Origin of the sequence: Paraburkholderia sp. SOS3, from assembly GCF_001922345.1 — a bacterium.
Taxonomy (GTDB): Bacteria; Pseudomonadota; Gammaproteobacteria; order Burkholderiales; family Burkholderiaceae; genus Paraburkholderia.
This window is the reverse complement of sequence record NZ_CP018811.1, coordinates 3,107,640-3,128,181: the sequence shown is the minus strand read 5'-3', so window position 1 is coordinate 3,128,181 and position 20,542 is coordinate 3,107,640. Positions and strand designations below refer to the sequence as shown.

Annotated in this window: 18 protein-coding genes; 14 read left to right on the top strand and 4 right to left on the bottom strand. The window is 64.5% G+C overall.

The window, feature by feature from the left end; all coding sequences use genetic code 11:
- The first annotated feature begins 11 nt into the window (after positions 1 to 11).
- The 7 genes from BTO02_RS13905 (at position 12) to BTO02_RS13875 (ending at position 6,907) form a co-directional block, all read left to right on the top strand.
- A complete protein-coding gene (locus BTO02_RS13905) occupies positions 12 to 1,565 on the top strand; it encodes a sugar ABC transporter ATP-binding protein (RefSeq protein WP_075157528.1) in 1,554 nt (517 codons plus the stop codon).
- Positions 1,562 to 2,563 (top strand): ABC transporter permease, encoded by a 1,002-nt coding sequence (locus BTO02_RS13900; protein ID WP_075158866.1) that lies wholly within the window; start codon positions 1,562 to 1,564, stop codon positions 2,561 to 2,563. Before BTO02_RS13905 ends, BTO02_RS13900 begins: the two co-directional genes overlap by 4 nt.
- Positions 2,564 to 2,603: 40 nt before the next feature.
- Positions 2,604 to 3,614 carry a dihydroxyacetone kinase subunit DhaK gene (locus tag BTO02_RS13895; protein ID WP_075157527.1) on the top strand — a complete coding sequence of 337 codons (1,011 nt, stop codon included), beginning with the start codon at positions 2,604 to 2,606 and terminating at the stop codon, positions 3,612 to 3,614.
- A gap of 58 nt (positions 3,615 to 3,672) precedes the next feature.
- Positions 3,673 to 4,302 (top strand): DAK2 domain-containing protein, encoded by a 630-nt coding sequence (locus BTO02_RS13890; RefSeq protein WP_075157526.1) that lies wholly within the window; start codon positions 3,673 to 3,675, stop codon positions 4,300 to 4,302.
- Positions 4,303 to 4,605: 303 nt separating this feature from the next.
- Positions 4,606 to 5,931 (top strand): chloride channel protein, encoded by a 1,326-nt coding sequence (locus tag BTO02_RS13885; RefSeq protein WP_075157525.1) that lies wholly within the window; start codon positions 4,606 to 4,608, stop codon positions 5,929 to 5,931.
- 63 nt (positions 5,932 to 5,994) lie between these two features.
- Positions 5,995 to 6,330 carry a hypothetical protein gene (locus tag BTO02_RS13880; protein ID WP_075157524.1) on the top strand — a complete coding sequence of 112 codons (336 nt, stop codon included), beginning with the start codon at positions 5,995 to 5,997 and terminating at the stop codon, positions 6,328 to 6,330.
- A gap of 19 nt (positions 6,331 to 6,349) precedes the next feature.
- Entirely contained in the window at positions 6,350 to 6,907 is a 558-nt protein-coding gene (locus BTO02_RS13875) for a cupin domain-containing protein (protein WP_075157523.1), read from the top strand.
- A 31-nt stretch (positions 6,908 to 6,938) separates the two neighbouring features.
- On the opposite strand, the gene BTO02_RS13870 is transcribed toward BTO02_RS13875, so the two are convergent.
- Positions 6,939 to 7,211, bottom strand: a complete 273-nt coding sequence (locus BTO02_RS13870) for a hypothetical protein (protein ID WP_075157522.1) — start codon at positions 7,209 to 7,211, stop codon at positions 6,939 to 6,941.
- A gap of 259 nt (positions 7,212 to 7,470) precedes the next feature.
- Between BTO02_RS13870 and BTO02_RS13865 the strand changes: the two genes are divergently transcribed.
- Both BTO02_RS13865 and BTO02_RS13860 read left to right on the top strand, forming a co-directional pair.
- Entirely contained in the window at positions 7,471 to 7,962 is a 492-nt protein-coding gene (locus BTO02_RS13865) for an MgtC/SapB family protein (RefSeq protein ID WP_075158865.1), read from the top strand.
- A gap of 794 nt (positions 7,963 to 8,756) precedes the next feature.
- Positions 8,757 to 9,251, top strand: a complete 495-nt coding sequence (locus BTO02_RS13860; RefSeq protein ID WP_075157521.1) for an Lrp/AsnC family transcriptional regulator — start codon at positions 8,757 to 8,759, stop codon at positions 9,249 to 9,251.
- A gap of 102 nt (positions 9,252 to 9,353) precedes the next feature.
- On the opposite strand, the gene BTO02_RS13855 is transcribed toward BTO02_RS13860, so the two are convergent.
- Together BTO02_RS13855 and BTO02_RS13850 are read right to left on the bottom strand one after the other, a co-directional pair.
- On the bottom strand, positions 9,354 to 10,028 hold the full coding sequence (locus tag BTO02_RS13855) for a TetR/AcrR family transcriptional regulator (protein ID WP_156883829.1): 675 nt from the start codon (positions 10,026 to 10,028) through the stop codon (positions 9,354 to 9,356).
- A 204-nt stretch (positions 10,029 to 10,232) separates the two neighbouring features.
- Positions 10,233 to 10,619 carry a YybH family protein gene (locus BTO02_RS13850; RefSeq protein ID WP_075157519.1) on the bottom strand — a complete coding sequence of 129 codons (387 nt, stop codon included), beginning with the start codon at positions 10,617 to 10,619 and terminating at the stop codon, positions 10,233 to 10,235.
- A 239-nt stretch (positions 10,620 to 10,858) separates the two neighbouring features.
- Between BTO02_RS13850 and BTO02_RS13845 the strand changes: the two genes are divergently transcribed.
- Together BTO02_RS13845 and BTO02_RS13840 are read left to right on the top strand one after the other, a co-directional pair.
- Complete coding sequence (locus BTO02_RS13845; protein ID WP_075157518.1) at positions 10,859 to 11,506, top strand: TetR/AcrR family transcriptional regulator; 648 nt, start codon at positions 10,859 to 10,861, stop codon at positions 11,504 to 11,506.
- 243 nt (positions 11,507 to 11,749) lie between these two features.
- On the top strand, positions 11,750 to 11,959 hold the full coding sequence (locus BTO02_RS13840) for a hypothetical protein (RefSeq protein ID WP_075157517.1): 210 nt from the start codon (positions 11,750 to 11,752) through the stop codon (positions 11,957 to 11,959).
- Positions 11,960 to 12,170: 211 nt separating this feature from the next.
- Here the strand turns inward: BTO02_RS13840 and BTO02_RS13835 are convergent, their stop codons facing one another.
- Positions 12,171 to 12,332, bottom strand: a complete 162-nt coding sequence (locus BTO02_RS13835; protein ID WP_028368672.1) for a DUF1328 domain-containing protein — start codon at positions 12,330 to 12,332, stop codon at positions 12,171 to 12,173.
- 642 nt (positions 12,333 to 12,974) lie between these two features.
- Here BTO02_RS13835 and BTO02_RS13830 point away from each other — a divergent pair.
- From BTO02_RS13830 to BTO02_RS13820, 3 genes are all read left to right on the top strand, one after another.
- Positions 12,975 to 15,773 (top strand): sugar ABC transporter, encoded by a 2,799-nt coding sequence (locus tag BTO02_RS13830; protein ID WP_232243535.1) that lies wholly within the window; start codon positions 12,975 to 12,977, stop codon positions 15,771 to 15,773.
- Positions 15,766 to 19,878 carry a tetratricopeptide repeat protein gene (locus tag BTO02_RS13825; RefSeq protein ID WP_075157516.1) on the top strand — a complete coding sequence of 1,371 codons (4,113 nt, stop codon included), beginning with the start codon at positions 15,766 to 15,768 and terminating at the stop codon, positions 19,876 to 19,878. Before BTO02_RS13830 ends, BTO02_RS13825 begins: the two co-directional genes overlap by 8 nt.
- An 86-nt stretch (positions 19,879 to 19,964) precedes the next feature.
- Positions 19,965 to 20,540, top strand: a complete 576-nt coding sequence (locus tag BTO02_RS13820) for a penicillin-binding protein activator LpoB (RefSeq protein WP_075157515.1) — start codon at positions 19,965 to 19,967, stop codon at positions 20,538 to 20,540.
- Positions 20,541 to 20,542: the final 2 nt, after the last annotated feature.

Sequence of the window (20,542 nt, the reverse complement as noted above, 5' to 3'; positions counted from 1 at the left end):
CGGAATCATTCATGAATGCCGGATCGAGTTCGCAGCAGCAGGCCGCCGCCCGCGCCGAAGGGCGCCCGGGCGGCGCGCCGCCGTTGCTGCATATGGAAGGCATCGTCAAGAGCTTTCCCGGTGTGAAGGCGCTGCGCGGCGTGAGCCTCACGCTGCACGCAGGGCACGTGATGGCGATTGTCGGCGAGAACGGCGCGGGCAAATCGTCGCTGATCAAGACCTTGTCCGGCGCATACGAGCCGGACGAAGGCACGATCGAGATCAACGGCGTGGCGCTTGCGCGCGGCACGCACGCGGCCATCGATGCAGGCGTCGCCGTCATCTATCAGGAACTGTCGCTCGTCAACGATATGACGGTGGCCGAGAATCTGTTCCTCGGCCGCATGCCGGCAAGCGGCGGTTTCGTGAACCGCCGTGCCGCCGAGCGTCGCGCACGCGAAGCGCTCGCGCAGGTCGGGCTCGATAACGTGCCGCCGTCGATGCGCCTCGGCGATCTGCCGCTCAACAAGCGGCAACTCGTCGAGGTCGCAAAGGCGCTCGCGCGCGAAGCCCGCATCCTCGTGATGGACGAGCCGACCGCCGCGCTGCAGCACGACGATATCGCGAATCTGTATCGCGTCGTGCGGCGCCTGCGCGAGGGCGGCATGGGCATCATCTTTATTTCGCACCATCTCGACGAGGTGTTCGAGCTCGCGGACTCGGCCGTCGTGATGCGCGACGGCGCGACCGTCGACGCGCGGCCGATGTCGCAATGGACCGAGCAGGACCTCGTGCAGGCGATGGTCGCGCGCAATCTCGATTCGTTCTATCCGTGGGAGCCGCGCGAATATGGGCCGGTCGTGCTCGAAGTGCGCGATCTCGCCAGTCCGCCGGTCGTGCGGCACGCGGGCTTTGCCGTGCGTGCAGGCGAAATCGTCGGTATCGCGGGCATTGCCGGCGCGGGCCGCACCGAATTGCTGAAGGCGATTTTCGGCGCACAGAAGGTCACGCAGGGCGAAATCCATGTGCGCGGCCGCAAGGTCGACATTCATTCGCCGGCAGCCGGCGTCGGCGCAGGCCTCGTCTATACCGCCGAAGACCGCAAGCTCGAAGGGCTCGTGCTCGATGCGAGCATCGAAGAAAACATCGCGCTGTCGAGCCTCAAGGCGCTCGCCACGGGAGGCTTCGTGCGCAGTGCGCGAAAACGCAAGCTCGCGCAGGAAGCAAGTGCGCGTTTCGCGGTACGTGCGCCGTCGGTGACCGCGATCACCGGCAATCTGTCGGGCGGTAACCAGCAAAAAGTGATTCTGGGCCGCGCAACGGCGACCAGCCCCGCGGTCATCATGCTCGACGAGCCGACGCGCGGCATCGACGTCGGCGCGAAGACCGAGATTTACGCACACATGATCGCGATGGCGCGCGCGGGCGCCGCGGTCTTGATGGTCAGCTCCGAATTGCCGGAGCTGCTTGGCATGTCCGACCGCGTGCTCGTGATGTATCGCGGCCGTATCGTCACCGAATTGCCGCGCGACAAGGCGGATTCGGAGACGGTGATCCAATGGGCGACGACAGGAGTAGGCGCATGAATTCGACGGCAGCAAAAGAAGCCGATTCGCAGGCGTGGTCGACACGCGTGATCCGGCAAATGCGCAGCGGCATCGGTCCGCTGCTCGCGGCACTGCTGATTATCTGCATGGTGTTGTCGTTCGCGCTACCAGAGTTTCTGACGACGAGCACACTGACCAACATCATGGTGCAGGTGTCGGTGGTCGGGATCGCGGCGGTCGGCGGCACGTTCGTGATCATCACGTCGGGCATCGATCTGTCGGTCGGCTCGCTCGTTGCGTTGACGGGCATGGTTGCCGCGACGTTCATGGCCGGCTCGCAGCCCGATGCCCTGGGCCTCGGGCTGGCGGGTCTCGTGATCGCGCTTGCCGTGGGCGCCGGCGTCGGCGCGCTGAACGGCTTTGCGGTCGCATGGCTGCGGCTCGTGCCGTTCATCGTCACGCTCGCGATGATGGCCATGGCGCGCGGCCTCACGCTCGCCATTTCCGATGGCCGCACGAAATTCGATTTCCCGAATGCGTTCACGGTGTTCGGCGCGAAATCGATCGCCGGATTGCCGATGCCGATGCTCGTGATGCTCGTCGTGTTCGTCATCGGCCATGTGCTGCTTCGTAAAACGACGTTCGGTCATCAGGTGTTCGCGGTCGGCGGCAATCGCGAGGCGGCGCGTCTGGCCGGTATTCCAGTGCAGCGCGTGATGTTCATCACGTACGCGCTCGCCGGCCTGACGGCGGCGATTGCCGGCATCGTGCTGGCCGGGCGCCTGAATTCGGCATTGCCTTCCGCAGCGAACGGGCTCGAACTGCAGGTGATCGCCGGCATCGTGATCGGCGGCACGTCGCTCGCGGGCGGGCGCGGCTCGATCGTCGGCACCTTTATCGGGGTCGTGCTGATCGGCGTGATCAACGTCGGGCTATCGCTGCTCGGCGTGAACCCGTTCTGGACGCAATTCATTCAGGGCGGCGTGATTTTCGCCGCGGTCATGCTCGATGCGCTGAGCCAGCGCCGCAAGAACTGAAACCCTTTTCTTTTCAGGCAGATCATTTCGGGAGAAACGCGTGAAGAAGATCATCAATCAGCCGGACCGGTTCGTCGACGAAATCATCGAGTCGCTGTTCGTCGCGCATCCGGGCTGGATCAAGGCCGCCACCGCGGATCAACGTGCGCTTGTGCGTGCCGATGCGCCCCAAGCAGGGCACGTCGGCATCGTTACCGGCGGCGGCTCCGGCCATATGCCGGGCTTTCTCGGTTACGTGGGGCAGGGGCTGTGCAGCGGCGTCGCGGTCGGCAATGTGTTTTCGTCGCCGTCGTCGGAACAGATTTTCGAAGCGACGAAAGCCGTCGACGGCGGCGCCGGCGTGCTCTATGTGTACGGCAATTACGGCGGCGACGTGCTCAATTTCGATCTCGCGGCGGATCTGGCCGAGGCGGAAGGCATCGACGTGAAAACCGTGGTGCTGACCGACGATGTCGCGTCCGCGCCGCGCGAACGCGCGAGCGACCGGCGCGGCGTGGCGGGCATGGTGTTCGCGTTCAAGTGCGGCGGCGCAGCGGCCGAACGCGGCGATTCGCTCGATGACGTCGCGCGCATTACGGCGAAGGCGAACGACGCATGCCGCACGATGGGCGTCGGCTTGTCGCCGACCATCCTGCCCGCGGCCGGCAAGCCGACCTTCACGCTGCCCGACGGACAGATGGAAGTCGGCATCGGCATTCACGGCGAGCCGGGCACGCACCGCGGCGCACTCGAGACGGCCGATGCGATTGCGGACCGGCTCTCCAGCGAAATCCTGCGCGATCTCGCGGCCCCGAAGGGCACGCGCGTCGCGGTGCTGGTCAACGGCCTTGGCGCCACGCCGCTCGAGGAGCTGTACCTGCTGTATCGGCGCACCGCGAAAAACATCGCGGATCAGGGGCTCACGATCGCGCGCTCGTACGTCGGCGAGTATGTGACGAGCCTCGAGATGGCCGGCGCATCGATTACGGTGATGAAACTCGACGACGAACTCGAGGCGTTGCTCGCCGCGCCCGCGCGTTCGCCGTTTTTCCGCGACTGGCTGCCGACGTGACGGCGGCGCGCGATGGCAATGAACGGATCTCGTTGAACCGGAGTGAGGAGAGATTGGCATGAGCGTTTCCAGCAGTGACATGCGCGAGCGCGTGAGCCGCGCGCTCGATGCGCTGCCCGCGCATACCGAGGAATTGCGCGATCTCGACGCCGCGCTCGGCGACGGCGACCTCGGCATCACCGTGCAGTCCGGCTCGAAGGCCGTGGTCGCGGCGTGGGCCGCGCTGCCCGCCGACGCGTCGGCGTCCGACCTGCTGCTCGCCGCGGGCAAGGCGTTTTCGACCGCGAATCCGTCGACGTTTGCGGCGCTGGTCGGCGGCGGTCTGCTGGCGGCGGCAAAGACCGTCACGGGCAAACACGCACTCGAGAAAGCCGATGCGCTCGCCATCGGCCGCGCGATCGCGGCGCGCATCACCGAGCGCGGCAAAAGCAAGGTCGGCGACAAGACCGTGCTCGATGCGCTCGTGCCGAGCCTCGACGTGCTCGAAGCATCGCACGACGATGCGGGCGCAGTGCTCGACGCGATGATCAGCATGGCGAAGGAACAGGTCGAGACGACAGCGGCGCTGCAATCGCAGAAGGGCCGCGCCGCATGGGTGCAGGAGCGCAGCATCGGGCATCCCGATCCTGGCGCGACCGCTTATTTGAGGTTCCTCGAGAAACTGCGCCAGGCGTTCGCGGCGAGTTGACGAAGCCGCTGCCTTGCAGCGATGCAGACGCGCAGCCACGCGGCGGGCTGCAGTGCGCTGCAACGGGCGACGACTGGACGTGAAGGGCTGCGTGCGGGAAGCGATTGCATAGTGCGGTTATGAAATGGCGCCATGCTGGCTTCGCGTAGCGTTGCAAGGCTTAGGGCGACGAGCCGGCGCGCGGCATACGGTTTTGCGCGCCGGAGCCTCGCGTGCAACGATGGTTCGGGCCGGGTCATTTGATTCATCCGCATGTAAATTCTATAGTGCACGGGTCGCCGACGCCTTTCAGGGAGCTCTTTCATGCCTTCCGAAACCGTGCGCGAGCAATCGCCGCCGCCGCATCCCGGTCGCACCGCGCTGCGCCTCGCGGTGGCGACAGTCGCGACCGGTATCGTCGCCGGCCTCGGCGGCGCGCTGCTCGCGCTGCTGCTGCACGGCATCCAGCATGTCGCGTACGGCTACAGCCTCGACAGGCTCGTCGATACGCAAACGTTCCTGCAGGGCGTGACCGATGCGTCGCCGCTGCGGCGCGTAGCGGTGATGTTCGTCTGCGGCGTGGTCGCGGGTTTCGGATGGTGGGCGCTGCATCGTTTCGGCCGGCCGCTCGTCGGCATCGCGAAGACGCTTGCCGCGCCCGATGCGCCGATGCCTCCTCGCACGACGCTCGTGCATGTGCTGCTGCAAATCGTGACCGTCGCGCTGGGTTCGCCGCTCGGCCGCGAGACCGCACCGCGCGAACTCGGCGCGGTGATCTCCGGCTGGCTTGCGAAGCTCGCGCGGCTTACGCCCGCGCAGGCGCGGCTGCTGATTGCATGCGGCGCGGGAGCGGGGCTCGCGGCCGTCTATAACGTGCCGCTCGGCGGCGCAGTGTTCGTGCTCGAAGTGCTGCTCGTCTCGATGAACGCAACCGCCGTCGCGATGGCGGTGACCGCTTCGGTGATCGCCGCGCTGACCGCACGTCTCGCGCTTGGCGACGCGCCGCTGTACGTCGTGCCCGTGCTGACAGACAGCACGAGCATGATTGTCTGGGCCGTGATCGTGGGGCCGATTCTCGGCGTTGCGGCCTATGGCTTCAGTTGGGCGGCGAAGAAGGCGGGCGCGGCAGCACCGCGCGACGGCTGGCGCTTGCCGGTGTTCTGCATATTGAACTTCACCACCATCGGCGCGCTCGCTATCTATTTTCCGCAGCTGCTCGGCAATGGTAAGAGCGCCGCGCAGCTCGGCTTCGACACGCATCTGACGATCGGCCTCGCGGCCGCGCTGCTCGCGCTCAGAGTGGCGGTGACGCTCGGCAGCCTGCGCGTGGGCGCATATGGCGGCGTGCTGACGCCGAGCCTCGCGATCGGTTCGCTGGCCGGCATCGTGCTTGGCAGCGTGTGCGGATTCGTCGGCGTCAATCTGCCGACAGGCGCATTCGCGTTGATCGGCGCGACGGCGTTTCTCGCGTCGTCGATGAATATGCCGATCAGCGCGGTTGTGCTGATCGCCGAGTTCACGCATATGCGCCATGCAATGCTCGTGCCGATCGTGCTTGCCGTTGCGGGGTCCGTCGCCGCCGCCCGGCTGTGCAAGATGCTTGCGCGCAAGCCGTGTCAGGACGCGCCAACGCAGGGCGCGTCGGTCTGAGCGCGGCTGCCCCGGGTACGGCCGTTGCTGGTTCGTAGGCTCAGTGTGTTCAGGGAGCGCATGATGGCCACGACGAAACCGGGCAGCGGCGCAGACGACGCCGAGCCCTTCGATCCTTCCGAACAGTCGCCGACTGAGATATCGAAGCCGATCGGCGACGCGATACCGACGCCGGTCGAGCCCGGTCTCGATCAGCCGCTGCCCGAAAAAGGCGAGCAGCCTGCGAAGCACGATCGGGCGCATTCTGCCGAGCGCGCCGATCCGGCGGCGCCGGCCGATGCTGACGAACCGTTAGGCGAATCGGACCCGCCCAAGGGCGTGCCCGCACCGGGACCATCGGATTTCGCGTTGCGCGAAACCGTCGGGAGCGCACGCGCGGCGGTGCTGCCTGATCTGTAACGATTCCTCGGAGGCAAGCATGCACGCGGATCCCGCAATCCGGCCCGATGCGACGAAGCTCGACGTCGAAGTATTCAAGCTGGCGCCTCACGACTGGGTGCCGAACAATCGCAGGCTGCCGGTCGTTCTGTACCGCGACGCGCTGTCTGGCGACGCCGGTATCGACGCCGAAGAGCGTGCCGCCGCATTCGAAGCACTGTTTGACGAGCACCACTGGCCGCCACGCTGGCGCGACAGCATCTTCGACTACCACCATTTCCATTCGACCGCGCACGAAGTGCTGGCGATTGTGTCTGGCGAAGCCGATGTGATTGTCGGCGGGCCCCGCGGCCGTGTCGTGCATGTGCGCACCGGGGATGTGATGCTGCTGCCCGCCGGCACCGGCCACTGTTTGCAATCGGCAAGCGGCCGGTTCAGCGTGGTCGGCGCCTACCCGACAGGACAGCAGTGGGATATCCGCCGCGATGCGCTGACGCGCGAAGAGTGCACGAAGATGGAGGCCTTGCCGTTCCCGCCGTCCGATCCGGTGCTGGGCCAAACCGGACCGTTGATCGATTACTGGTTGCGCGCCGGCTGAATCCGGATAAGACGGCAACGGCGCTGTCGCGTCAAAAGCACTCGAATGTGATTTCGATCGATTCGTTGTCGACGCCACGCACGCCAATCGTGTGCACCGAAATCGCGTGCATGCGCTTGTTCTGCTCGCGGCAGTACGCATTCGCGTGTTTCATTCCCGCATTGCGGATGCTGTTCCATGATGCAAAGCTGTTGCGCGCACGGCTCGTGACGATCAACGAGCCGTTCGGCCGTACTTCCACATTCGATACCGCCGTGCAGGCAGTCAGCACACTCACCCCGGCCAGCAGCAGACGTCTCTTCATGTTCCTCCCGAAGTGCGCGCATTGTGAGGGCGCACGCGCCCCGACGGCAATAGGTACAAAGACCCAATAGGTACAAAGACCCGGTACGAGAACCCGTCGACAATGTTTGACAACGGCGCGGCCGCTCTCCATGCGGCATCGTGCGGCAGACAATGACGCGCCCGCGCGCAGCCGTCATCATACTGGCATCGTGCCGCGGGCCGGCTCCGGCGTCGCGCGGCCGATGAGCCCATTTCCGCCGACCGTAAGGAGAGCCAATATGAACGGCTGGATGCACGAGGTCTGGGTGGTCGCACAGCGCGAGTTCTCCGATCTCAACGATCTGGCGAGCATCACTCAGCTCGTCATCCGTCTTTGCGTCGCGCTCGTGCTCGGCAGCGTGCTCGGTTTCGAGCGCGAACTGGCCGGTCGGGACGCCGGTTTGCGTACGCATATGCTGGTCTCGACCGGCTCCGCGCTTTTTGTGCTCGTGCCATTGCAGGCCGGCTTCGGGCAGGACGACATGAGCCGCGTGCTGCAAGGCCTCGTGTCCGGCATCGGTTTTCTCGGCGCGGGCGCAATCATCAAACTGAGCGCCGAGCGCGAAGTACGCGGACTCACAACGGCGGCGAGCCTGTGGTTCGCCGCCGGCGTCGGTGTCGCGGCCGGGCTCGGGCGCGAGGCGACCGCGATCCTCAGCACGGTCATCGCGCTTGTGATTCTCGCGGGCTTGCGAGCGTTGAAGCCGTCGATAGGGCCGCTCAGCAAGTGAGCGTATCGTAAGGAACGGTGGCGCGGGGTGCCGCGAACGCCGTCCGATCAAAATTCAGGCGAACGATATTCGGACGCGTCATGCGTCGTCGCGTCGGCGGCTACGAACAGACATCGTGCCGTGCCGAATGGCGCATCCGCGCGATGCGACAGCGGCGGCAATGCGTGCGACAGGTGGGCCGACCTCAAGGGGCGCACCGACGGTCGTCGAGGAATCGCTGAACGGCCGCGTCTAGCGACATACGTTCGATGTACTGAAGCGCTGATCCGACCGCGTTGCTCGTGCGTTGCGGCCCAACGGTGTGTAAAAGGGCGCCGTCTCGGCTCTTTCTATCGCGATCGGTCGACATGGCGAACGCGCACCTGAGCGTCCACGAATGTGGTGCGATGGGTGCGCGTGCCGACCCTGTGATGGTCACGGATGGCGAGCCGCGCTGCGGCTACATCTAAAGACAAGCCTGGCCGCGCACGAATGTGCGCGCAACATTCATTTTGTCGGCGATCTGCCGTTAACGGCGACAGGCAAAGTGATCGGGCGCGAACCGGGCGAATACATCGCGCGTGCGGCATGGTCAATTTTCGGGACAACAATGTTCTGTAAAGCGCAGATATTTGATTGAAGCCATACAAAGTGTCGACATATGGTGGGCATCATTTTTTCACTTGAGCTATACTCAACCCCGCGCAGCTGGTAAATTCGGCTCGTTGGGCGGAGTTCATTAAAAAGATGTAGATGTTTGCATTTTTAACTTGACTAAAGCTCAACCAGCCTCTGATTTGTTCAGGTGAGGCTAGATGACTTCAGGGACCGATAAGGATCGCAAAAAATCGTGTGCGGGAACGACACTGGACGCTACTGACCGCAAACTATTGGCGTTGTTATCGGAAGACGCACGCCTCACGTACGCCGAGCTCGGCAAGCGCCTCCATCTCTCCGCTCCCGCCGTGCATGAACGCGCGAAGCGCTTGCGTCAGGATGGCGTCGTCAAGGCTACCGTCGTCACAATGGATGCCGCAAAACTCGGCCGGCCTCTACTCGCGTTCGTGCATGTCGATACGACAAGCTGGATGGTTACCCGGCAACTGCTGCAGCTCGAAGAGTTGCCCGATATCGAAGAGATTCATACCGTCACCGGCGAAAGCGCGATGCTGTTGAAGGTTCGCACGCGCGACACGCAAAGTCTTGAACGTTTGCTCGAGCGCATCCATTCGATCGAAGGCTTTGCCGGAACGCGCAGCTACATTGCTTTGACGACCTATCTCGAACGTGGCCCGAGCCCGTGCGTATGAACGCGCGTCGGCGCGCACACCGGGCTATGCGCATCACAGCAATTTCATTTCAATTTTCTGCGCGACGACATTCGTTCGCCGTGCAGTGTCTTCTGCGCCACGTTACTGGTCGATGCGTTTGAGCGACGCGGCGACGTCCTCGCGAAATTGACGAAGACGGCGTAGTTCGTCGCCGTTTGGCGCAATCGCCTTCATGATAAGCCGGGTGACTTCGGAGGCGGTCGTGGCAATGTCCGGCACGCGATTGGCTTCGATATTGCGCCACAGGATGTGTTCCATCATGCCGAACAGCATGTCGCGTACGATCGATAAACGGATCTCCGGGTCGATCTCGCCGGCTGCTTGCGCTTCGCGCAGTGCGACCATGAAGCTCGCGAGGTAGCGGCGTTTGAGATCGGCAAGATCTTCGGCGAACTCGCCGTGCACCGTGCGCCCTTCGCTGAGGATGAGCGCACAGAAGCCTTTCGTATCTTGCAGCAGATAATTGAGGTGCCGCGTCACCACATAGTCGATCTTGTTGCGCAGGCCTTCGGTGCGTGGAAAGTCCTCTTCCATTTGCGCGGTGATCATCGTGTACCAGGTGTAGAGCAACTCCTGGCAAAGCTCACGCTTGCTGCCGAAATACGTGAAGATCGTCGCTTCGGAAATGTTGAGGCGGCGCGCGATTTCCGCGGTCGTGCCGCGGTCGAAGCCCTGTTCTCCGAACACAACCTGAGCCGTATTCAGAATATCGATTACGCGTTGTTCCGAACGAGCGCCAAGAATCTTCGCAGCCAATTTTGGGCTGGTGAATTTAGGCGATAGAACCACGAAACCCCCTGAGGATCGAGATTTGATTATTACTCAGGTTCGTGGATTGCTGCAAGTCCAAAACAAAACGTTATAAGGCAATCCGCATACGTCGCCACACGAAGTTAGACGAAGGTGACGCCCTTCGCATTTTCGGGTGGCTTTCGGAACGTCTACGCGCAAGTCTTATGCTTACGTTTTCGTGACCATCAGATTCGCATCCCTTGCAAGCCGCCATTTGCCGTCCTGTTCCTTGCGCAGCATCGTCAGGGTATAGCCTGCGCGACGGATGGACGGCAGATTTCCGGGCAGTGTGAGCGTGACATCGAGGCAATTGCGCAGGAACGCCCAGTCGCCGAGTATCTGTAATTCCTCGATATTGCTTGCCGCTTCGAAATGCGCCGGTTTCAAGCTGTCCATTCCAGCCATGTAAGCCGCTTTGCCAAATGGTTTTTCACCGGACACCATAAAAACGGCATCGTCGGCGATCAGACTCGACAACGTGGCGAAATCGCCGGCTCGCGTGGCGGCGAGCCAGCTATCGACGAGATTGCGAATTGCGCGTTCATCCTCGTTCATTTGTCTTTCCTCGATCCGTTTTGCAAGAATTTAGATTGCGGGCTGTGCGGTGGTGCCGGAGTTGAGTCCGGGTTGAAGTCGACTTTCATTTTCGAGCCGACGAAGAAAGACCGAATGACGCGATCGACGATCTTTTCGGCCCATGCTATCTGGGCAAGACGTTGCGGATATTACACAGTGTCTGCTGAAAGCCGTTGCCAACTCAACTAAGATAGCTGTGTCCCCTTATAGGAGTCCCTTTGTCCAACTCGTCTTCGGAACGACGTCGGCCGAAGCAGGCCCGCGCGTCATTCGCACTCGACAGCATTCTCGAAGCCGCCGCGCGCATTCTCGAAGTACATGGCAAATCAGGACTGACCACTCAGCGCGTAGCCGACGCCGCAGGTTTCAGTATCGGCGCGCTTTACCAGTACTTCCCGAACAAGGAGGGCCTTGTCGAGGCGCTCGCGCGGCGCGAACTGGATCGCCTCACCGAACTGATGAGCAACGCGCTTGCCGACGCCGCCCCGTCGGGTACGGGCATCAACGCGCGCCGCATGATACGCGCGATGGCCGCGTTCATTGGCGACAGGCCGCGCCTTTATGGCATCCTGCGCGCCGAGTGGAGCGATGCGGCGCGGGATTCGCCGATCGGCGAGGGCATGCAGCGATATTTCCGGCTGATCTCGGACGCATTGCATAACGAAAGTCCCGAACCCGGCAAGCGCATTGCCGCGGACGAGGCGCGCTTTGTACTGTTCCGTGCGATCTCGGGTGTGTTGCTCGCGACGGCGCTCGAGCGGCCCGAATATCTCGGCACGCGCAGGTTCGAGGACGAGATGGTGCGCCTCATTCTCGGCTTCATCCGCTACGACCTGCCGCCGGGCGTTGCTCCTGTGGGCAGCTAATCGCCGCCGGTTGCCGACATGCGTGCGGCATAGATGTCCAGCGCCGTTTGCGCGGCAAGCTAAGTTATGAGGAATCCTCGCATACTGTGCGAGCCTCTTGCCCGACCGTTTGTGCCGATGTCATATTGTCGGTCCGCGGACGGGCCAAGCCTGTCCATTCTCTCCACTCGAACAAGAAAGCTTGTCGGGCGCCTGGCGATCGAATAGCTGTCAAAAAACGCTTGGCCGTCATCGGGGAAGGCCATGAATCACTACCAGCTGGAAACGGATATCCAGCACCTCGAGCAGGTGCTTACCCATGTCTGCGCAAATGATCGCATTCCGCTTTCACTTTCATACTGGCGCAAGCGCGTGGAGAGCGTGACCTCCGCCGCATCTGTGCCGTCGCAACGCAGCCGCGTAAAGAAGCTGAACGAAGCTTTGCTCGCCCTCGAAGCGCGAGCGCAGCCGTAACCGTCCGTAGTCGTCGTCTCTGTATATGCTTGCGCTGGCGCGGCCCGCATCCCGGACCGCATCTCCGGCGCGCACCACCTTTACGATCCGAACCTATCCACGTCCGGATGCCCGCCCTGCCGGCGTAAGCGGCAACAATTTCAATCGCACTCGCACGGCTTGCAATTCTTGCGGCCGGGCGCGCTGGCCCGGCGGGTCCGAGCGGTGCGCGTCAACGTCGAATGACGCCCATCAGCAGCGTCACGAGGAAGATCACGATAAAGATAAAGAACAGCACCTTCGCGATTTCCGCGGCGCCGGCCGCTATGCCGCCGAAGCCGAACACGGCCGCGATGATGGCGATCACGAAGAAAATGGCAGCGTATCGAAGCATGAATCCCTCCACCGTTGAGTAGCTGAATGATCTGATCAAACCCGATTGCGGCGGCCGTCGCATCGACGCTCCTGGCTCACCGACGCATCGAGCAGAGCAACTGTCGTGCCTATCGCCCGGGATTTTTCCGCGAAATTTGCGGATATTTCAGTCGAAATTGCCGGTTGTAAAAAAGCCAAAGCGTCGTCGATGCGTTTTCTATGAAAAATTCTGTTTAACGTTTGCGCGTCTTTAACGATAAGGGCTATTGATCAATCGCACGTTTCATTCGGTAGTTTTTGCGCAGTCTATTTCGACAAAAGGCCTTTTCTTTGTGCGGGAACGCACGCTAAAATGCGCGCCGATTCAGGGAATAGCGCTTCGTGAAGTCCGTTCGTTGCTGGTCTGCAATTCGACGCGGAAATAGCCGCGTGGCAGAGAAAAAAACCGGTGCGTTGGGAATCCGATTCAGGAAGTCGCATAAGCCGTCGATAAGCAGGTAATTCGATGGTCCGGTTAAAAGCAATAAGCGAACGGACAGCCATCATGTCAACGGAGTTTGGGGCGGGGACGGCGAGGCCGCTATCGGCACGCATTCGTTGGTTTTTTTCAGCACTTCCGGTGCGGCATACCGCGTGCGTCTGGCTGACGCTCGCGCTCGTCATGCTTGGCGCGGGCGCCGTGTCGCAACGCGAAGCGCAGGCACAGACGCATCCGCAGACTCCCGACGTTCAGGACACCGCTGCGCTCGCCGCGGCGCCCTCCGTCGACCGCGCAACTCGCGGCAGCGCGCCTAACATCGCCTTCTTCGATGGCGCGCATCCTCCCGTCGATCTGCTGCAGGCCTTCGATGCCGTGGTGATCGACCCGGCGAGCGGCTTCGACCCCGCCGCACATCCGCTCGCGCATACAGCCTGGATCGCACGCACGCATGCGATGGGCGGCGATCCATCGTCATTCGTCGCACAGCAGATCGAGCCGCTGTGGCAGCGCGGCTATCGAGGCTTCCTGCTCGACACACCGACGGCGATTGCCGCGATTGACGCGATTCGCGCGGCGCATGTCGACGCGCGTCTGGTCGTCGGCGGCGCCGACGCGCTCGAGGCCGCTTTGCCGCACGCCGCCGCGCTGTATGCGGTGGTGGGTCCGTCGCTCGTGCGCGGTGCCGCGCCGGGCGCCGTCATGCGCACGCTCGACGTGTCGGCCGATGAGCGTACCGCGCGCAGCGCGGCCGCGCGTTCGTTCACGCAGCGCACCGGCGTGCCGGTGATCTCGATCGAATTGTGCCCGGGCGACGACCGTGCCTGCGCGCGCACGACCGCCGCGCGGGTCGTGGCGAGCGGCGTGACGCCCTATGTGACGAACCTTTCGCGCAACGTGGTCGGCATCGGCGCGATCGAGGTGCTGCCGCGGCGCGTCCTCGTCGTGCAGGATCGCCCCGACGATTTGCCGCTCGACGAAACGCCGGGCGTGCGCGACGTCGCCACGCCGCTCAACTACCTCGGCTACGACGTCGCATACGCGAACATCAACGACGGATTGCCCGACGACGTGACGCCGGACCGCTATGCGGGCGTCGTCGTCTGGCTCGAAGGCGACGAGGCGCGCGACACGGCCACGTGGCGCAGATGGATCGACGCACGCATCGCTTCGCACGTGCCGGTGGCGTTCATCGGCCAGTTCGGTTTCGATGCGGCCGAAGACGAAGGTCCGGCGCTCGATCTGCAGCCGGTGGCTGGGCCCTTCACGGAACCGGTCAGCGTGGTGTCGCGCGATCCGATCATCGGTTTCGAGACGGACCCGAAGCTCGGTCCGCGCGATCTGACGGGCATACGCGTCGGCGCGGCGAGCCGGTCGCTGTTGCGTGTGAAGTCCGGCGAAGCGACGCTCGATCCGGTCGCGATCACGCCATGGGGCGGTTACGCACTGAGCCCTTACACGGTCGTTTCGCTGAACGGCATCGGCCAGGAGCGCTGGGCGATTCAGCCGATCAGATTCTTTGCCGATGCGCTGCGCCTCACGCCGATGCCGGCGCCGAGCGTAACCACCGAGAACGGGCGGCGTCTTTTCATGTCGCATGTCGATGGCGACGGCTTCGCGTCGCGTGCGGAGTTTCCGGGCGCCGACTACTCGGGCGAAGCGCTGTACCAGCAGATCTTCACGCGCTACAAGGTGCCGATGACGCTGTCGGTGATCGAAGGCGAGGTCGGTCCGAAGGGCCTGTATCCGCAGATATCGCCGCGCCTCGAAGAGATCGCGCGCAAGATGTTCGCGCTGCCGTACGTGGCGATCGGCACGCACACCTTTTCGCATCCGTTCGAATGGGAGAACGTCGATGCGAAGACCGGCGAGCGAATCGATCGCGGCGGCGGCGATACGGCTTTCTCGCTGAACATTCCGAACTACAAATTCAACATCGACCGCGAGATCACGGGCTCGATCGACTACATCAATTCGCGCCTCGCGCCGCCGGGTAAAAAGACCGTGGTGCTGCAATGGCCCGGCAACTGCGAGCCGCCCGCGATCGTCGTGCGTAAGGTATATGCGGCGGGCGTCGACAACATCAACGGCGGCGACACGGTCATCACGAAGAGCGCGAACAGCTGGACGAACATCGCGCCGATCGGTGTCGCGAAAGGGCCGGGCGCTTACCAGGTGTACGCGCCGAATCAGGACGAGAACGTCTATACGAACGACTGGCTCGGGCCGTTCTACGGTTTCACGCGCGTGCTCGAAACGTTCGATATGACCGACCGGCCGCTGCGCTTCAAGCCGATCGACATCTATTACCACATGTATAGCGGCACGAAAGTCGCATCGCTGCGCGCGCTCGACCAGATCTTCGCGGCGGTCTTGAAGCAACCGGTGCTGCCGGTGCAGATCACCGATTACACGCAGAAAGTGCTCGACTGGCGGACGTTCGCGGTTGCGCGCGAAGTGCGCGCTCAGAGCGCTCAGAGCACTGAGCGCGCGGAGAACACGGCAGCCGCCGCGGGCAGCACGTGGATCGTGCGCGGCAACGGCGAAGTGCGCGAATTGCATTGGCCGGGCACGAACGCGCCCGATCTCGGCGCTTCGCGCGGCGTGACCGGCTATGCGCCCGGCCCCGACGGCACATACATCCACATTGCCGACGGCGCCGCGCGCGTCGCATTCGACACGCCGTTGCGCGACGCGATCGCGGCGCAAGCGCCGGCGGCATCGTCGAACACCTTGCCTTACATCGCGCAGGCCAACGGTTTCGTGCGCGATTTCAAGCGCGACGGCCGTGGCATGTCGTTCCAGTTCGGCGGCTACTACCAGCCCTTTGTCGAACTCGCGAACGCGCAGCGCTGCAGCGTCAGCGTAGCGGGGCGGCCGGTCGCAACGAAGCGCGATGGCTCGAAACTGCGCTTCGACACGGCGCCCGCCGCCGGTCTGAACATCGACTATCAGCCCGTCGAGGTTGCGTGTCATGGCTAATCCGGCGGCGAATGTGGAAACCCAAACGGCCAGTTCCGCGGCGCAGAAGCGCCCGCGCATCGTTTCGACATGGCTCGTGCTGACGCTGGCCGCCGTCGTGCTCGCGACGATGTACGCTGTGGCGCCGCGCGGCGGCATGCGTGAGCGCATTGCGTCGGTCGGCGCGCCGAGCGATCTCTCCGTTGCCTATCTCGAAGCGTGGTCGCGCGTGCAGCCGGACAACGAAGAGTTTCTGTCGCTGCTCGGTGCGCAGTATCTGTATCTCGGCCGCGCCGACGATGCGCAGCGCGTGGCCGCGCGAATGGACGCACTGCATACCGACGATATGCGCCGCGCCGCAACGATGCTACGTCTTGGCGTCGCCGAGCAGCGCACGTTCGCGCTCGTCGAGACCGATCCGCGCCGTGCGGCCGCGCTCGACGACCTTCGCGCAAAATTGACAGCCGCGGCAAACGAGCAGTGGGCGCCGCACGATCTCGAATGGCTTGCGCAGCGCGCGGCCGCGGCCGGCTTGCCGCGAGTCGCCCTCGATCTTTATGCGCAGTTGTCGGCGCACGATCCGAAAGGGCGCACCGAGTGGGACACGCAGATCACGCGCTACGCGCTGCAGGTCGGCGACTACCATGCGGCCGCCGACGCATGGTTCCGCAAGCAGGCCGCCGCGCAGACGCGCGACGAAGCCCGCCGCTGCTTTATCGCGGGCATCCGCACGCTGCAGTCCGGCAATCTGCTCGACGATGCGCTTGCGGCGGCCGACGCGCATCTCGGCACGCTCGCCGACGATCCGGCGACGCTGATCGTATTGCTGAATCTCGCGCGCGCGGCGAACCGTCCGGAGGCGGTCGACCGCTACGCGCGGATGCTGGCCCGCTATGCGCAGGCGCAGCCCGCCGAACCCGATGCGCCGCGTTCGACCCATTCACCAGCCGCACTGGCATACGCGCAGGCGCATGGCGATCTGGCTGCCGCAATGGCGATCGTCGCGAAGATGCATGCGCGTGCGCGCGTCAATGCAGCTTCCGCGTCGTACGCGTATCTGGACGGTCCGGTCGTGCGGCGCGCGCCGGGCGCGTCGTATGCCGCGCGTGATGGTATGCATGATGGTGTGCATCTGATCCGCGTTGCGGCGTCGACGCAGCCTGCCGCGGTGCCGGAGCAACCGGTTGATCCCGCTACCGCATCGACGGCAGCCGCATCGACCTCGGCGGCAGTGCCGGCCGGCGCATCGGCGCCCGTCGCGAACGGAAATGTAGCCGACGTCGTCTACAACGCATTCGTCGAATCAGGCGACCTCGCGAGCGCCGAGAAAATCGCCGCGCAACAGGTCCAGCGCGATCCGCACTCGGTGCTGTGGGTCAAACGCCTCGCGCAGACGGCCGAGTGGAACCGCGATGCGCCGCGCGCGCTGAAATCGTGGCTCGACTACGCGCAACTGTCGGACGACCCGGTCGGCTGGCAGAACGTGCTGCGCATCGCGCCGATGCTCGACGACGACGAAGCGTATCTGACCGCGCTCGTCCATCAGGCACGCCAGACGCCGAACGACCTGAAGCTGATCGACAACGTCACCGCGACCTACGAGCGCCTCGGCCGTCCCGACGACGGCCTCGCGTTCCTGCGTTCGCTGCCGCGCGGCGTGAATGGCGATGCGCTCGACCAGCGCATCGGCGCCCTCGCGGAGCGGGCCGGCCACGACGATCAGGCGCTCGCCGCCTATCGCGCAGTGCAGGCGCGCCATCCGAACGATGCAAATGCGGCATTGCGCACCGCGAGCGTGCTGTATCGCGCGGGCGACTATCGCGCGTCGTTTGCAGCGTTGAAGCGCGCGCGCGCCGGCGCGAGCGACAAGGACGAAGATTTCTGGCGCGACTATGCGGAACTCGCGCGCCTGCTGCAGCTCGACAGCGAAGCGAACGATGCCTACCAGCATCTGCTCGCAAGTGGCGTCGCGACGCCCGAAGAGCTCGGCGAAATGACGTACTTCTACGATCCGTATCCGATCGACGCGGCACGCGTGGCCGAACTGCGCTACCGGCGCGATCACACGCCGCGCGCGCTGCAGGATGCGATCTTCTATTACACCGACGCGCAGGCATACGACCGCGTCGCCACACTGCTCGCGAGCCTCACGCCCGACGAGTTGCGTGCCGCCGAAGCTTCGCCGGGCGTGCTCGCCGTGCGCGCCGAATACGAGCGCCTGACCGACCGGCCGCTCGATGCGCTTGCCGACCTCAAGCGTGCGGTGGAGCTGCCCGATGCGACGTCGGACATGCGCGCGGCGTATCTGTGGACCCTCGTCGACTACGGCAGCGATGCGGACCTGAAGCTCGCGCTCAATCGCTGGCGCGGCAACATCGATCGCAGCGCCGCGCTGTGGGAGCCGTATGCGGCCGCCGAGATGCGCCTGAACCGGCCGGTCGCCGCGCTCGAGTATCTGCGCCGTCAGGCCGGCGCGCTCTCGCGCGATCCGCTGTGGCTGCTGACCTATGCCGACGCGCAGGAAATGGCGGGCCACGCGGACCTCGCATGGTCGATCCGCCACAAGGTCTGGCTGCAGCTGCAACAGGATGCAGCCGCGCTCGCGAAGCTGCATGGCGCGCCGCGCGGCGCGCTGCGCGGGCGCACCGCGCAGGATGCCGAAACATTGGCCGATGTGCGCGGCCGGCGCGTTGCGCTGTCGACCGACTACACGACGGCCGACGCCTCGGCGGCACTGCTCGATAACCTGCTCTCGACGCAAGCCGCGCCGCCCGACGTTTCGTATGTGCGCCGCACGCTGCTCGGCAGTGCGAGCGGCTTGCCCGGAGGCGCGCCCGAGGCCGGCGCGAAACTGCCGCAAAACAGCCGCCTGCGCGATGCGGTCGCCAAAGAGGTAGCGATCGCATGGGCGCTGTCGCACGAAAGCAATCCGCTTGCGAAGCGCTGGCTCGCGCAGCAATACGCAGCGCGTCTCGCGCGCCCCGCGGATGCGCAACTGACGATCGCGCTTGCCGACAACGACATTCCCACGCTCGAGCGCCTGCTGTCGCAGGAACGCTCGCGGTTGCCGATCGCGGACCGCATCGACGCGACGATCGCTGTCGACCAGCCGCGGCGCGCGCAGCAGATTGCGTTCGAGGGCCTCGAAGGCGCACCGGAAGACACGGCCTTGCATACGCGCGTGACCGAAACGGCGCTCGACTGGCCGCAATCGATCGACGCGACGGTGACGAGCCACGTCGAGCATCCGCTCGACTATATCGAGCAGACGCTCGCGGCGAGCCACAAGATCGCCGAGCGCTATAGGGTCGGCGTGCTCGGCGTGCAGAACTTCCAGCATTCGACCGATATCACGCAACTCGTCAATGTGCCGTCGGTGGACCGGTCGCTGAGCATCTATGGCGAGCGCCAGACGCGCGATACCTCGTTCAAGGTGACAGGCGGCCGGCGCGACGCGCTCGCCAGCTTCTATACGTTCGCGCTTGCTGCCGAAACGGGCCGCAATTCGCCGCTCACGCTCGGCGTGCACGCGGGCCGCAATCAGCTTGCCGACGAAACGCAATCGCTGCAGGTCGGCGCCATGAAGGACAACCTCGTCGGCGACTTCACCTGGCGCGTGACCGAGCGCATCACGGTCACCGGCAGCGTCGAAGCGGACCGTTTCTATAGCCAGGCGCGCAGTTATATCGGCAGCGGCGTGCTGTCGAACGGCGAAATCAGCTACCGCTTTCACACCGAATATCCGGACTACACGGTGCGCGTGGTCGGCACGCACGGCGGTTACGGCGCAAGCGGCAGCGCGGATCCGCTGATCTCGCGGCTGATTCCCGCGGCCGATCAGCCTGCGGTCGCGAGCGATTTCCTGCCCGACACATACACGCAGTACGGCCTCTACTTCGGTTTCGGCAACGACCTGCTCGAACAGTACACGCATCGCTGGCGGCCGTTTCTCGACGTCGGCATCCTGCACGATTCGAATCAGGGCTGGGGACCGGACTTCAACGTCGGCCTGGCGGGCACCGTGTTCGGCGGCGACCATATGGCCTTGTTTATCCAGCATCAGCGCGTGTCGCGTCTCGGAACGCCGGTCACGCTGATGGGTGCGCGATATAGCTGGTACTACTGATGGGCAGGGCAGGACGGCAGTGACCGAAACTCGCATCGAAAAAGCGCGACAACGTAAAACGCAATGAACGGGAAAGGAGTGGTTCGATGAACACCAGAGACAAACTTACGCATACGGCACAGGGGCGGTTCCGTCCGCTTCGTTGGCTTGCCGCCGCCGCGACGACCGTGCTGCTGCTTTCCGCATGCGGCTCGATCAGCCAGAGCGCGGCCACGCCGTCGCTCGCCACCGGCGATTCGGTGGCGGTCGTCGCGCTGGCGAATTTCACCGAGACGCCGGCGGCCGGCAGCAGCGCGACCGCGATCGCCGCGAACGTGCTGCGTCAGAACGGCCTCACGGACGTGCGCGTCGCGCCGGCCGATGCGGCGTCGAATGCGATGTTCGACACCGCGCAGCGCGAGATCGGCGAGAAGAAGCTCGCCTGGGCGCGCGAGCAGCACGTCAAATACGTGCTGACCGGCGCGGTCGAAGAGTGGCGTTACAAGGCGGGCGTCGATGGCGAGCCGGTCGCGGGCGTCACGTTCGAACTCGTCGATGTCGCGTCGGGCCAGGTCGTATGGAGCGCGACGGGCTCGCGCAGCGGCTGGAGCCGCTCGAGCCTCGCAAACGTCGCGACGTCGCTGATCGGCAAGCTGCTCGCGCCGTTGCGCGCGCACGCATGAAG

Coding starts and splice junctions, on each gene's coding strand:
- BTO02_RS13905 (WP_075157528.1), top strand. CDS start 12: ATGAATGCCGGATCGAGTTCGCAGCAGCAGGCCGCCGCCCGCGCCGAA.
- BTO02_RS13900 (WP_075158866.1), top strand. CDS start 1,562: ATGAATTCGACGGCAGCAAAAGAAGCCGATTCGCAGGCGTGGTCGACA.
- BTO02_RS13890 (WP_075157526.1), top strand. CDS start 3,673: ATGAGCGTTTCCAGCAGTGACATGCGCGAGCGCGTGAGCCGCGCGCTC.
- BTO02_RS13885 (WP_075157525.1), top strand. CDS start 4,606: ATGCCTTCCGAAACCGTGCGCGAGCAATCGCCGCCGCCGCATCCCGGT.
- BTO02_RS13880 (WP_075157524.1), top strand. CDS start 5,995: ATGGCCACGACGAAACCGGGCAGCGGCGCAGACGACGCCGAGCCCTTC.
- BTO02_RS13875 (WP_075157523.1), top strand. CDS start 6,350: ATGCACGCGGATCCCGCAATCCGGCCCGATGCGACGAAGCTCGACGTC.
- BTO02_RS13870 (WP_075157522.1), bottom strand. CDS start 7,211: ATGAAGAGACGTCTGCTGCTGGCCGGGGTGAGTGTGCTGACTGCCTGC.
- BTO02_RS13865 (WP_075158865.1), top strand. CDS start 7,471: ATGAACGGCTGGATGCACGAGGTCTGGGTGGTCGCACAGCGCGAGTTC.
- BTO02_RS13860 (WP_075157521.1), top strand. CDS start 8,757: ATGACTTCAGGGACCGATAAGGATCGCAAAAAATCGTGTGCGGGAACG.
- BTO02_RS13850 (WP_075157519.1), bottom strand. CDS start 10,619: ATGAACGAGGATGAACGCGCAATTCGCAATCTCGTCGATAGCTGGCTC.
- BTO02_RS13840 (WP_075157517.1), top strand. CDS start 11,750: ATGAATCACTACCAGCTGGAAACGGATATCCAGCACCTCGAGCAGGTG.
- BTO02_RS13835 (WP_028368672.1), bottom strand. CDS start 12,332: ATGCTTCGATACGCTGCCATTTTCTTCGTGATCGCCATCATCGCGGCC.
- BTO02_RS13830 (WP_232243535.1), top strand. CDS start 12,975: ATGCTTGGCGCGGGCGCCGTGTCGCAACGCGAAGCGCAGGCACAGACG.
- BTO02_RS13825 (WP_075157516.1), top strand. CDS start 15,766: ATGGCTAATCCGGCGGCGAATGTGGAAACCCAAACGGCCAGTTCCGCG.
- BTO02_RS13820 (WP_075157515.1), top strand. CDS start 19,965: ATGAACACCAGAGACAAACTTACGCATACGGCACAGGGGCGGTTCCGT.